Source organism: Streptomyces exfoliatus (genome assembly GCF_000725545.1).
Classification (GTDB): Bacteria; Actinomycetota; Actinomycetes; order Streptomycetales; family Streptomycetaceae; genus Streptomyces; species Streptomyces exfoliatus.
Map to the genome: position 1 here is coordinate 18,762 of NZ_JNZP01000021.1, position 13,316 is coordinate 32,077.

10 protein-coding genes are annotated in these 13,316 nt (G+C 73.0%); 8 read left to right on the forward strand and 2 right to left on the reverse strand.

Annotated features, from left to right (window positions below):
* Positions 1–25: 25 nt before the first annotated feature.
* From IO20_RS0124790 to IO20_RS0124820, 7 genes are all read left to right on the forward strand, one after another.
* Entirely contained in the window at positions 26–1,189 is a 1,164-nt protein-coding gene (locus IO20_RS0124790; RefSeq protein WP_030553840.1) for a Gfo/Idh/MocA family protein, read from the forward strand.
* Positions 1,186–2,031 carry a DUF6807 domain-containing protein gene (locus IO20_RS0124795; RefSeq protein WP_030553842.1) on the forward strand — a complete coding sequence of 282 codons (846 nt, stop codon included), beginning with the start codon at positions 1,186–1,188 and terminating at the stop codon, positions 2,029–2,031. Before IO20_RS0124790 ends, IO20_RS0124795 begins: the two co-directional genes overlap by 4 nt.
* Positions 2,028–3,608 carry a glycoside hydrolase family 43 protein gene (locus IO20_RS0124800; RefSeq protein WP_245685031.1) on the forward strand — a complete coding sequence of 527 codons (1,581 nt, stop codon included), beginning with the start codon at positions 2,028–2,030 and terminating at the stop codon, positions 3,606–3,608. The genes IO20_RS0124795 and IO20_RS0124800 overlap by 4 nt, the downstream gene beginning before the upstream one ends.
* 61 nt (positions 3,609–3,669) lie before the next feature.
* Positions 3,670–5,010, forward strand: coding sequence for an ABC transporter substrate-binding protein (locus tag IO20_RS0124805; protein ID WP_030553846.1), 1,341 nt, complete (start codon positions 3,670–3,672; stop codon positions 5,008–5,010).
* A complete protein-coding gene (locus IO20_RS0124810) occupies positions 5,007–5,813 on the forward strand; it encodes a rhamnogalacturonan acetylesterase (RefSeq protein WP_030553848.1) in 807 nt (268 codons plus the stop codon). The genes IO20_RS0124805 and IO20_RS0124810 overlap by 4 nt, the downstream gene beginning before the upstream one ends.
* Positions 5,810–7,108, forward strand: coding sequence for a pectate lyase family protein (locus tag IO20_RS0124815; protein ID WP_030553850.1), 1,299 nt, complete (start codon positions 5,810–5,812; stop codon positions 7,106–7,108). The genes IO20_RS0124810 and IO20_RS0124815 overlap by 4 nt, the downstream gene beginning before the upstream one ends.
* 88 nt (positions 7,109–7,196) lie before the next feature.
* Positions 7,197–8,342: a pectinesterase family protein gene (locus IO20_RS0124820; RefSeq protein WP_030553852.1), complete on the forward strand. Its 1,146-nt coding sequence runs from the start codon at positions 7,197–7,199 to the stop codon at positions 8,340–8,342.
* 47 nt (positions 8,343–8,389) lie between these two features.
* Here IO20_RS0124820 and IO20_RS0124825 read toward each other — a convergent pair whose 3' ends face one another.
* Together IO20_RS0124825 and IO20_RS0124830 are read right to left on the reverse strand one after the other, a co-directional pair.
* A complete protein-coding gene (locus IO20_RS0124825; RefSeq protein WP_030553855.1) occupies positions 8,390–9,895 on the reverse strand; it encodes a carboxylesterase/lipase family protein in 1,506 nt (501 codons plus the stop codon).
* Between the two features lie 91 nt (positions 9,896–9,986).
* Complete coding sequence (locus tag IO20_RS0124830) at positions 9,987–11,666, reverse strand: rhamnogalacturonan lyase B N-terminal domain-containing protein (protein WP_030553857.1); 1,680 nt, start codon at positions 11,664–11,666, stop codon at positions 9,987–9,989.
* A 233-nt stretch (positions 11,667–11,899) separates the two neighbouring features.
* On the opposite strand from IO20_RS0124830, the gene IO20_RS0124835 reads away from it, so the two are divergent.
* Complete coding sequence (locus IO20_RS0124835) at positions 11,900–13,282, forward strand: pectate lyase family protein (protein ID WP_030553859.1); 1,383 nt, start codon at positions 11,900–11,902, stop codon at positions 13,280–13,282.
* The last annotated feature ends 34 nt before the right edge of the window (positions 13,283–13,316 follow it).

The following is a 13,316-nucleotide window of genomic DNA, read 5'->3' on the forward strand; positions in this document are numbered from 1 at the left end:
CGACGACCGTACGAGCAAGGAAGCCATGAACACCGCACGCACCCCGCTGCCCGTGGTCCTCGCGGGCGCCCGCGGCCACGGCCGCAGCCACCTCCTCAACATCCGCCGGCTCGAAGAGCAGGGGCTCGTCCGGCTCGCCGGGGTCTGCGAGCTGCGCCCGCTCGACGCGGCCGAGCTCGACGGCATCGGGGACCCGGCGCAGTCCGCCGACTTCGAGGCGCTGCTCGCCTCGACCGGCGCCCGGATCGTGGTGCTCAGCACCCCCATCCAGACGCACACCGACATGACGCTCGCCGCCGCCCGGCACGGGGCGCACATCCTCCTGGAGAAGCCGCCCGCCCCGTCGTTGGCGGAGTTCCGCCGGATGGCCGACGGGGTCGAGGCCGCCGGGGTGGCCTGCCAGATCGGCTTCCAGTCGCTCGGCTCGCACGCGGTGCCCGCGATCCGCAGGCTGGTCGAGGAAGGCGCCATCGGCGAACTCCTCGGCGTCGGCGGGGCCGGTGCCTGGGTCCGCGACGAGGCCTACTTCCGGCGCGCCCCCTGGGCGGGACACCGGCGGCTCGGCGGGGTCGACGTCGTCGACGGCGCGCTCACCAACCCCCTGGCGCACGCCGTCGCCACGGCGCTCGCGCTGTCCGGCTCCACCCGGGCCGAGGACGTCGAGCACATCGAGACCGAGCTGCTGCACGCCCACGCCATCGAGTCCGACGACACCTCGGCGGTACGGGTCGTGACCTCCGCCGGCACCCAGGTCACCGTCGCGGCGACGCTGTGCGCCGAGAAGTCCTCGGAGCCGTACGTCATCGTCCACGGCAGCCAGGGCCGGATCACCTTCTGGTACCGGCAGGACCGGGTCCTCGTGCAGCGGGCCGGGCACGGCCCCGTGGAGACCGAGTACGGCCGCACCGACCTCCTGGAGAACCTCGTCGCCCATGTCACCGACGGCGAGCCGCTGTGGGTGCCGCCGGCGGAGACCGGCGCGTTCATGCGGGTCGTCGAGGCGGTACGGACGGCTCCCGACCCGCTGGAGCTCCCCGCCGCGCACTGGCACACCGAGCCAGGCGAGAGCGCGCCGCGCCGGGTCGTCGACGGCGTCGACGCCCTGGTCGACGCCAGCGCCGACGGGCTGAGGCTGTTCTCCGAACTCGGCGCCGTCTGGGCACCGCCGGTCCGGGCGGAGGTCCGATGAGCCCCGAGACCCCGACGGTCCTGCGCTGCGCGGGCCGCGCCGTCGCCCACTACACCACCCGGCCCGACCTCGCCCCCGACCACTCGCCCCGGCCCTACCTCCACCCCGTCACCACCCTCGGCGGCCGGCCCGTGACCGAGACGGTGCCCGAGGACCACAGGCACCACCTGGGCGCGGGCGTCGCGGTGCCCGATGTCGACGGACGCAACTTCTGGGGCGGGCGCACCTTCGTCCGCGGCCGCGGCTCCGTCGAGCTCGACAACCACGGGGTGCAGCGGCACGACGGATTCAAGCTCTGCGACCCGGACGGCTTCGTGGAGGAGCTGACCTGGACGGCCGGAGGCGAGCGGCTGCTCCGGGAACACCGGACGGTGGCGGCCGTCGCGCTCACCGACTCCGCCTGGGCGCTCGACCTGACGTTCTCCCTCACCAACGTGGCCGGCCGGGACCTGTCGATCGGCAGCCCCGCGACCAACGGCCGGCCGGGCGCCGCGTACGGCGGCTTCTTCTGGCGCGCGCCGCTGGAGGCCACTCCGCCGGTCGTGTTCGGGGCGGACGCCGACGGCGAGGAGGCGGTGCACGGGGTCCGGTCCGACTGGGTGGCGCTCGCGGGCGAGGGCTGGACCCTGGTGTTCGCCGGGGCGACCGCGCGGACCCGGGAGGACCCGTGGTTCGTGCGCGCCGCCGAGTACCCGGGCGTCGGTTCCTCCCTCGCGTACGGCGAACGGCTCGCGGTGGCGGACGGGGAGACGTTCGTACGGCGGGTGGTGACCGTCGTCGCCGACGGCCGCCTCGACCGGGACGGCGCCGCGGCCCTGGTCCGCAAGGCGGTGGCGTCGTGACCCCCGCGACCACGACCGTCACCGGCGACCTGGGCGACGGCACGTACCGCAACCCCGTCCTGGCCGCCGACTGGTCCGACCCGGACGTCCTGCGGGTGGGCGAGGACTACTACCTCACCGCGTCCAGCTTCGGCCGCGCCCCCGGGCTTCCGCTGCTGCACTCCCGGGACCTGGTCAACTGGACGCTCGTCGGCCACGCCCTCGAACGGCTCGAACCGGCCGCCGCGTTCACGGAGCCCCGGCACGACCGAGGCGTGTGGGCACCTTCGTTCCGGCACCACGACGGACGGTTCTGGATCTTCTGGGGCGACCCCGACCACGGGATCTACCAGGTCAACGCGGCTTCGGTGCGCGGCCCCTGGACGGCGCCGCACCTGGTGAAGGCCGGCCGCGGTCTGATCGACGCCTGCCCCCTGTGGGACGAGGAGTCGGGCGAGGCGTACCTCGTGCACGCCCTGGCCAAGTCCCGCGCGGGAATCAACAACCGGCTGATCGGGCACCGGATGAGCCCGGACGGCTCGAAGGTCCTCGACGAGGGCCAGGTCCTCGTCGACGCCGACCGGATACCCGGCTGGTTCACCCTGGAAGGCCCCAAGCTCTACCGGCACGACGGCTGGTTCTGGATCCTGGCTCCGGCCGGGGGCGTGGCCACCGGCTGGCAGGGCGCGCTCCGGTCGCGGTCGTTCCTCGGCCCGTACGAGGAGCGGATCGTCCTGGCGCAGGGCGACACCGACGTCAACGGCCCGCACCAGGGCGGCTGGGTGCGCACCCAGCACGGCGAGGACTGGTTCCTGCACTTCCAGCAGTCGGGCGCGCACGGCCGGCTCGTCCATCTCCAGCCGATGCGCTGGGACGGGGACGGCTGGCCCGTGCTCGGCGACGACGGGGCACCGGTCCGCGTCCACCGCAAGCCCGACCTGCCGGAGCAACCGCTCGCGCGGCCCGCCGTGGACGACACCTTTCCCGGCGGGCGGTTCGGCCGCCAGTGGCAGTGGACCGCCAACCCGGCCGAGGGCTGGGCCAGTCAGCACACCGGTGACGGCCTGAGGCTCGGCTGTGTGCGGACGGACCGCCTCGACGACCTGCGGAGCGTGCCGCACGTCCTCACCCAGCGGCTGCCCGCCGGGGACCTCGTGGTCGAGGTCGGACTGCGGCTCGACTCCACGGCGCCCGGGTCCCGCGCGGGGCTCGTCGTCCTCGGCGACGCCTACGCCTGGATCGGCCTGGAGCGGGACCCCGACGGCACGGCCCGGCTCGTGCACCGCTTCGCGCCGGCCAACGCCGACGTCGAACGGGACGCGGCGCACCCGCGGCCGGTGTCCGGCGACCGCGTCCTGCTGCGGATCGAGGTCACGGCGGACGCGCGCTGCCGCTTCTCGTACTCGACCGACTCCAACGACTCCACCGACTCCACCCCTGAGGGTGGCGGCGGCGAGGGTCCGGTCCGTCTCGGGCCGGAGTTCGCCGCCACCCCCTGGCGCTGGGTGGGCGCGCTGCTCGGCCTGTTCGCCGGCGCGCCGCGGAGCGCGGGACACGCCGGGACGGCCGTGTTCTCCGCCTTCCGCGTCACCCCCTGAACTCCCCCACACCCCCATCCCCGCAAGTCCCCCGCAACACCCCGAGAGAAGAGAGCCGACGATGACCATCTTCCCCGGCGGACGGCGCAGAGCCGCCCTCGCCCTCGCCCTGTCCGGCGTCCTCGCCCTGACCGCCACCGCCTGCGGTGACGACGGCAGCGGCTCGGGCGGCGAGAAGGGCACCGAAGGATCGGGCAAGGGAAAGATCACCTTCTGGGACAACAACGGCGGTGTCCGCACCGACATCTGGAAGGAGATCATCGCGGACTTCGAGAAGGCGAACCCCGACATCGACGTCGAGTACGTCGGGATCGCCTCCAAGGAGGTCCAGTCGAAGTACGACACCGCGATCCAGGGCGACGGCCTGCCGGACGTGGGCGGAGTGGGCGCCGCGATGCTCGCCGGGATCGCCGCGCAGAACGCCCTGGAGCCGCTCGACGCCCGCGTCGAGGGCAGCTCGCTCAAGGGCAAGCTCAACAACGCCATGCTCAGGAGCGTCACGGCGGCGGGCGGCCAGGACAAGCTGTTCACCGTCCCCACCTCCGCCAGCAACGGCGTGTTGTACTACCGCACCGACCTGTTCAAGGCGGCCGGGCTGCCGGAGCCCACCACGTGGTCGAAGTTCTACGCGGCGGCCGAGAAGCTGACCGCCGTCGACAAGAACAAGTTCGGCTACACGATCCGCGGCGGCGCCGGCTCGATCGCGCAGGCCCTGGACGCCATCTACGGCCAGAGCGGCATCACCAGCTTCTGGGACGGCGACAAGACCACCGTCAACGACCCGAAGAACGTGGCGGCCCTGGAGAAGTACGCCGCCCTGTACAAGAAGACCACCCCGGCCGCCGACGTCAACAACGACTTCACCAAGATGGTCGCGCAGTGGGACAGCGGCGAGATCGGCATGCTGAACCACAACCTGGGCTCCTACCAGGACCACGTGAAGGCGCTGGGCACGGACAAGTTCCGGGGCATCCCCAACCCGACGCTCGACGACGGCACCCGGGTGCAGGTCTCCAACCCGGTCGACGGTCTCGGCCTGTTCTCCACGAGCAAGAACAAGGCCGCCGCCTGGAAGTTCATCGAGTTCGCGGCCTCGCACGCGTCCAACTCCAAGTGGAACAAGTCGGCCGGCGCCATCCCCGCCAACACGGAGGCCGCCAAGGACCCGTGGCTCCAGGAGGCGGAGCCGACGAAGCTGGGCGCCGACGTCCTGTTCAGCGGCGAGGCCACCATCGTCGAGCTGCCGTACTACCTGCCGGACTGGAACACCATCTCCAAGGCCGACAACGAGCCCGGTTTCCAGAAGGTCCTGCTCGGCAAGTCCACGGCCAAGGAGTTCCTCGACGGCCTGGCCGAGCAGCTGAACGCGGCGCAGGCCGAGTGGAAGCAGCAGAACCCGTGAGCGTAGGCCGCCGCGCGGTGGTCACGGCCGGGGCGGGCCTCGCGCTCGCCCTGGCCGGGGCATCCCCGGCCCGTTCCCAAGGACACCCCTCCATGCGCACCCTCTTCATCGCGGGCGACTCCACGGCCGCCCAGAAGTACGCCGACGCCGCGCCCGAGACCGGCTGGGGCATGGCCCTCCCGTTCTTCCTGCACCGGGACGTCCGGGTCTCCAACCACGCGGTCAACGGGCGCAGCACCAAGAGCTTCCTCGACGAGGGACGGCTCGACGCGATCCTGGCGGCGATCCGCCCCGGCGACCTGCTCCTGGTCCAGTTCGGACACAACGACCAGAAGACCGCCGACCCCACCCGCTACACCGAGCCCTGGTCGACCTACCAGGACAACCTGCGGGTCTTCGTCGAGGGCGCGCGCTCCCGCGGCGCGCTCCCGGTGCTCGCCACCTCCGTCGAGCGGCGGAAGTTCGCCGCGGACGGGACCGCGCTGCGCACCCACGGCGCCTACCCGGCGGCGATGCGCGAGGTGGCGCACGCCTCCGACGTGCCGCTCCTCGACATCGAGGCGCTGTCGCTCGACCTGTGGCAGGGGCTCGGCCCCGAGACCACCAAGACGTACTTCAACTGGACCGCGACCGAGCAGGACAACACCCACTTCAACCCGCCGGGCGCGATCGCCGTGGCCCGGCTCGTCACCGCGGAACTGCTCCGCACCCGCGTCCTGACCCCCCGCGAGACCCGGCGCGTGGAGGACGACGTCCCCGCCGACCGGATCACCTGGCCCGCACCCGAGGAGACCCGTTCGTGAACAGACGCAGCAAGCAGCTGGGCCTGGTGGCCGCGACCGCCCTGGTCCTGACCGTCACCGCCCCCGCGGCCGGCGCGCACGCCGGCCACCGGCCCGGCGCCGACCTGGCCCGCGCGACCCTGCCCGCCGGTGACGGCTGGGCGTCCGCCGGGACCGGCACGACCGGCGGGGCCGCCGCCGACGCCTCCCGGGTCTTCACCGTCACCACCTGGGAGGAGCTCCGGGCCGCGCTCGCCGTACCGGGCACCGAGCCGCGGATCGTCAAGGTGGTGGGCACGCTCGACGCCACCGCCGCCGGCTGCGCCGCCTTCGAGGCCCCCGGCTACGACTTCGCCCGCTACCTCGCCGACTACGACCCGGCCGTCTGGGGGTACGAGAACGAGGTCAGCGGCCCCCAGGAGGAGCTGCGGGCGGCGTCGGCGACCGCCCAGGGCCTGGCGATCAAGGTCAAGGTGCCCGCGAACACCACGATCGTCGGGGTCGGCAGGAACGCCGGGATCACCGGCGGCAGCCTCCAGGTGCAGGGCGTCGACAACGTCGTGGTCCGCAACCTCACCCTGGAGAGCCCGCTCGACTGCTTCCCGCAGTGGGACCCGACGGACGGCGCCACCGGGGCGTGGAACTCGGAGTACGACAGCCTCGTCGTGTACGGCTCCACCCACGTGTGGATCGACCACAACACCTTCACCGACGGGGCCACCCCGGACAGTTCGCTGCCCTCCTACTACGGCGAGGTGTACCAGCAGCACGACGGCGAGGTGGACGTCGTGCGGGGCGCGAACCTGGTGACCATCTCCTGGAACGTGTTCACCGACCACGACAAGACCCTGATGATCGGCAACAGCGACAGCGCGGGCGCCACGGACCGGGGCAAGCTGCGGGTCACCCTGCACCACAACCTCTTCGACAACGTGGTCGAGCGGGCGCCCCGGGTCCGCTTCGGTCAGGTCGACGCGTACAACAACCACTTCGTGGTCCCGGACGGCCCGTACGTGTACAGCCTGGGCATCGGGCAGGAGTCCCAGCTGGTCGCGGAGAAGAACGCGTTCACGCTCGCCGCGAGCGTCCCGGCCGGGAAGATCCTGAAGAAGTGGAAGGACGCCCCCGTCACCACGGCGGGCAACTACGTGAACGGCGCGCCGGTGGACCTGCTCGCCGTCCACAACGAGCAGTACCCCGAGGAGCTGCTGCGGGCCGACGCGGGCTGGACCCCCGTCCTGCGGCCCCGGGTCGACCACCCGAGGGCCGTGCCGGGGATCGTCGACCACCGCGCGGGCGCGGGCCGACTGCGCTGAACCGTTCCTGCCGTACCCCGTGGGGAGTCCGGGTCCGCTCCCGGACTCCCCCTCTCCGCCTTCACCCGACCAGCGAAGGAGCACCCGTATGCCCTCGCACGACCCCCGGGCCGTCCTCGGCCGCCGCGTCCTGCTCACCGCCGGGGCCGGCGCGGCCCTCGCGCTCGCCCTGCCGACCGCGTCGGCGTCCGCCTCCACGTCGGCTTCCACACCCCTGAACTCCCCCTTCGGCCGGTACGGTTCACCGGCCGCCCGCCGGGACGCCCGGACCCTGTACGTGCATCCCGGCGGCCTCGGCGACCACACCACCGTGCAGGCGGCGGTCACCGCCGCGAGCGGTTCCGGCTGGACCCTGGTGCTCGCCGCCGGCACGTACCGGGAGACGGTCGCGGTGAGCACGGCCCGTACGGGCATGACGTGGATCGGAGCGACCGGCGACCCGAAGGACGTCGTCGTCGTGTACGACAACGCGGCCGGCACACCGCGCCCCGGGGGCGGCACGTACGGCACCTCCGGTTCGGCGACCACCACCGTCCAGGCGGACGGCTTCACCGCCCACGGGGTCACCTTCGCCAACGACTTCCTCCGCACCGACCTGCCCGGCAACCCCGGCACCCAGGCGGTGGCGATCAAGGTGCAGGGCGACCGTTCGGCGTTCTTCCACTGCCGCTTCCTCGGCCACCAGGACACCCTGTACGCCGACTCCATGGCCCTGTCGGCCTTCGCCCGCCAGTACTTCACGCACTGCTACGTCGAGGGCGACGTCGACTTCGTCTTCGGCCGGGCCACCGCGGTGTTCGAGCACTGCCACTTCCGTACGCTGCTCCGCACGGACCTGGCGGGCGCCCCGCACGGGTTCGTCTTCGCCCCGTCGACGGCGGGCGCCAACCCGTACGGGTTCCTCGCCTCCCGCTGCCGGGTCACCAGCGAGGCCCCGGACGGCTACTACAAGCTGGCCAGGCCGTGGGTGCCGAGTTCCGACCTCACCGCCTGGCCGTCCCTCGTCGTGCGGGACAGCGTCCTCGGCGCGGGCGTCGACGCCGTCGCCCCGTACGCGAACATGCGCGAGGCCCACCCCTGGCAGGCGCAGCGCTTCGCCGAGTACCGCAACGCCGGCCGGGGCGCGGAGGTCACCGTCCCGGAGAACCGTCCCCAGCTCGGGGAGACCCGGGCCGCGTCCGCGACCCGGTCGGTGTACCTCGGCGACTGGGACCCGCGGCGGCTTCTCGCCTGACGGGACGGCCCTTCCACGGGCGGAGTCCATTCTCGGGCGGAGGCCTTTCACGGGCGGAGGACGGGGAACCCCGCCTCCGCCCAGAGGGCGCGGACGGCGGGGGCCGGCTCGCCGGCGGGATCGCCGTCCGCGGTCCAGGTGTGGGCCGGGGCGGCGGATTCGCCGGCCTGCCGCCAGCCCGGGTCGCCGGTGGCGGCGAAGTCGGCCCACGCGCGCACCATGCGGCGCGAGAGGTCGTGGTCGGCGGCGCTGGGGGCGCCTCCGACGAGGAAGGACAGGGCGTCGTTCCCGACGTTGCCGAAGGCGAAGGGGATGTCGGCGCAGTGCCAGGCCCGCACATCCCCGTGCGGTCCGGTGCGCCGGCGGTCGAACCGCGACAGGAACGCCCTGCCGCCCGCGCGGGCGTGCTGCTCGACGAGCCGGTGGGCGTACTCCACGAAGAGCAGGTCGCCGAAGACGGTGAGGTAGGTGTCGGTCACGGGGGCGGCGGGCATCGCGGCGCGATAGCCCGCCACCAGGCCGTCGGGGAGCCCGAAGTCCGCGGCGAAGCGGTCGAGGCGTTCGTCGGTGGTGACCTTCGCGCAGCTGCCGACGGCGTCGAACAGCCAGTACTCCTCCGTGGTGTGGCAGACGAGCAGGTCCACGTCCCGGGTGAGACCCGCGGCCATGCCCGTGAGGGGATCGGTGGGCAGCACGTCGCCGTCGAGGACGGGGGCGTAGAGCGAGGGGTCGTAGTGCCGGGACCCGGAGTGGGGGTCGTGCCGGTAGGCGTCCACGACCCGGTCGGAGGCGATGAGCAGGGCCTGCGGGGTGGCGGATGCCAGACCTTCGGGGGTGGCGGGGCAGCCCGCCGCGGCGGCGACCTCGCGGGTGGTCGCGGCGGCGACGTCGAGCGGGTGGCAGGGGCTGGCGGGGCTGTGGGCGACGGCGCGGTGGAAGAGGCCGCGGGCGCGGTCCATCACCATCAGGCAGGCGACGGAAGCGGCTCCCGAGGAGTGGCCGGCGAGGGTGACGTTGCCGGGGTCGCCGCCGAACGCGGCGATGTTGTCCCGGACCCAGCGGAGGGCCGCGACCTGGTCGAGGAGGCCGCGGTTGTCGGGGTGGGTGTCTCCCCCCGCCGCGGGGACGTGGCCGAAGCCTTCGAAGCCGAGCCGGTAGTTGAGGGTGACGACGACCAGACCGGCGCGGGCGAGGGCGACGCCGTCGAAGTCGGGCTGGGCCGACGATCCGAAGGTGTAGGCACCGCCGTGGAGCCAGACCAGGACGGGCAGCGAGCCGCCGCCGTCCGGGGCGGGGGTCCACAGGTTGACGGTGAGGATGTCCTCGTCACCGGGGGACCACGTGGGCGAGCCGGGCAGCTCCGCCGACTGTGGGGCGATCGGACCGTGGGCCGTGCAGTCGCGCACGCCGGCCCAGTCGGCCGCCGGGGCGGGCTCCCGGAACCGGAGGGCGCCGAACGGCGGTGCGGCGTAGGGGATTCCGAGCACGGCGACCACGTCGGCGGACGCCCGGAAGCCCCGTACCGCACCGCGTGTCGTCTGGAAGATGTCCATGGGCGCAGCCTGCCACCGCGCCCCTGACCGGCACCAACACCAAGATCATGACGATTCACTCACGACCGGTGTCAATGCCGGGGCGCGGGCGTCAGGGCAGCAGGTCGACGCAGTCGATCGCCGTGCCCGGGTTGAGGAAGCCGCTGCCGGTGGAGCCGCTGACGACGTTCAGCCTGAGGACGTTGTACTGGCTCGGATCCGTCTTCCAGGCGCTCGCCGGGACGACGTACGTGAAGGTGTGGTTGTTGCCCCGGTAGGAGCCGTTGGTGAGGGAGCGGGTCGAGGGCTGGGCCGGGGGCGAGGGGATCGCGGAGACCCAGTCGTTGACGGTGACCTGCGGGCGGCCGTTGAGGAAGGCGGTGGTGACCCCGATGCGCAGGGTGTGGGCGGCGGCGGCCTGGGCGGCGGTGAGCCGGAAGTACACCAGGATGCCGTCGTTGACGCCCTTCCAGAGGTAGCAGGGGAAGGAGGCGGCGACGTCGCCGCCGCCGAGGACGACGTTCCCGGTCCACGAGGCGGCGCGGACGTCGGCCGGGTGGGCGTACGTCATGAGGGCGGCGTTCTTGAACCCGGCGGGGGTGCCGTTCCAGTCGCCGATCCGCCAGAGCGCGGGGGCGGTGCTCGGGTCGTTGGTGAGGGTGATCGTGTGGAGGGCGGTGGCGGCACCGGCCGTCACGCTCACCGTGCCCGTGTGGACGGCGAGTTCGCCCTTGTACACGGTGAGGGTGTACGTGCCGGGGAGCATGCCCCGGCAGGAGAAGGCGCCGGTTCCCGCGGCGGCACGGGCCCAGTACTGCGCGTCGGCGTTGGCGAAGCCGACGGTGTACTCGTGTCCCGCGGCCATGCCCTGGAGCCCGACGCCCGCGACCCGGCCCCGGCCCGCGGCGCCCACCCAGCCGGGGATGCCGAGGCCGTCGACCCAGCGCGTGTCGTGGTTCGCGGCGAAGAGGGCGGGGTCGGGGGTGCCGCCGTCGGTGAAGGCGAGCAGGTACGGCCCCTGGAGGCCCAAGCGCATCGGCTCCGTCTGCGACTGGTTGTAGTGGAGGATCTCGTACAGGCCGACGCCGAGTTCGTTGGAGTGGCGGAGCAGGGAGCGGTAGAAGGGGCCGCCCGAGGCCTTCTCGTGGTTGGAGCGGACCATCCAGAGACCGGCCGATCCTGTGGTGTACCCGATGTGGTCGTAGTCCATGACGCGGACGCCGGAGTAGTGCTTGGAGCGGGTCTGCCCGTCGGCGCGCTGCCAGACGTCGCCGGCCTCGATGACGGTGTCGGCGCCCTCCACCCAGGAGTCGGGTCCTTCGTTCGGGAAGATGCCGGGCTTGAGGCGGGCGATGAAGCGGGTGGCCGTGAAGGACGTGTCGGCCTTGTCGGTCCACAGGTAGACGTTGTTCAGGCCGGCGCGGGCCGCCAGGTAGTGGCGGAGCGTGCCGTGGACGACGGTGACGAGGACGGTGGAGCCGGTCTGCGCGAGGGTGACGGTGGAGGCGCCGAGGCCCGACTCGACGTGCGAGTGCTTGCCGCCGTACCCCTCGTACTCCCGGCCCTTGTAGACGAGGGAGGTGAGGTCGCCGGTCGACTTGGAGATCTTGAAGACCAGTCCGGCGCCGGTGTCGACGACGTACTGGCCGCCGTCGTCGCTCCAGCCGAAGCCGGCGGCGGAGGCGGTGCCGGGCGCGGGCCCGCCGGTGGCGGCGACGGCCGTGCCGGCCACGGCGGCCCCGAGGAGGGTACGGCGGCGCAGGGGCTGTGCGGAGGTGTCGTACGGGTTCATCGGCGTGCGGCTCCTTCGGTGGGCGGTGCGGCTGCCCGTAGGTCGCCACCGTCGGGGGAAGGGTTGCCGGAGTGTTTCGAAACGTTTCACACGCTCGACGCCCGGGATTTGTGAACGTCGTTGACTAAAGGGCGGTCGGCTCCTAGCGTCGTCCCCGTTCCAAGGAGAAAGCGCTTACCATCCCGCGCTCACCGCCCTGCTCCGCCGGGACGGATCACAGAGGAGAGAGCACCATGAGAGTCCCCCTCCGCACGCCCGGGGTCCGGCGCGTCGCCCAACTCGCCGCCGTCGCCTGCCTGGTGACCTGCCTCGCCGCGCCCGCCTCGGCCCACCCCCGCGAGGACCGTCCCGACGTCGGCCGGGACGGCGGCCTGGCCACCGGCCACGACCTTGGGCGCGACCTCGGGCGTGAGGTGCTCGCCGCCGGGGACGGCTGGGCCGCCGCCGCGGGCGGCACCACGGGCGGAGCCGCCGCCGATGCCGCCCATGTCCTCACCGTCCGCAACCGCGCCGAACTCGTCCGCGCCCTCGACGGGGCCAGCGCCACCCCGAAGATCATCAAGGTCGTCGGCACCATCGACGCCAACACCGACGACGAGGGCCGCAGGCTCTCCTGCGCGGACTACACCACCGGCGGATACGACCTCGACGCCTACGTCCGGGCCTACGACCCCCGCACCTGGGGCGCGGCGAAGCCCACCGGTCCGCAGGAGGAGGCCCGCAAGGCCTCGGCCGCACGGCAGGCCGAGCGTGTCGTCCTGCCCGTCGGCCCGAACACCACGATCGTCGGCGTGGGTTCCGACGCGCTGCTGCGCGGCGTGAGCCTCCAGGTCCGGAGCGCGGACAACGTCATCATCCGCAACGTCGAACTGCGCGACACCTACGACTGCTTCCCCGCCTGGCAGCCCAACTCCGGTGGCCTCGGCGACTGGAAGTCCGACTACGACGCCATCTGGCTGCGCGACGCCACCCACGTCTGGGTCGACCACGTCACCCTGAGCGACAAGGGCCGCCCGGACGCGGCGGAACCCACCTACTTCGGCCGCAACCTCCTGCGCCACGACGGACTCCTGGACGTCACGAACGGCTCCGACCTCGTCACGGTCAGCTGGAGCCGCTTCGCCGACCACGACAAGGCGATGCTGATCGGCAACGGCGACGGCGTGCTGACCGACCGGGGGAAACTGCGGGTCACCCTGCACCACAACGAGTTCCGGGGCATCGTGCAGCGGGCGCCGAGGGTCCGCTTCGGACAGGTCCACGTCTACAACAACCGGTACGTGGTCCCCGGGGACGCCCACGACTACCGGTACTCGCTGGGGATCTCCACCGAGTCGGCCGTCGTCGCCGAGAACAACGCCTTCACGACGCCGAACCACGTCGAGGTCGCCGACCTGGTGAAGAGCTGGAACGGCAGCGCCCTCACCCAGCGCGGGAACGTCTTCAACGAGTTCCCGGTCGACCTCCTCGCCGTCTACAACTCCTACAACTCCGGCAGCGAGCGCGATCTGACGGCCGACACCGGCTGGACCCCCACGCTGCACGGGCCCGTCGACGACGCGCTCCGGGCCGACCGCGAGGTCGCCCGCCACGCGGGCGCCGGCCGCCTCCGCTGACCCCGCCCCGACCCGCGCACTCCCCCGTCACAGA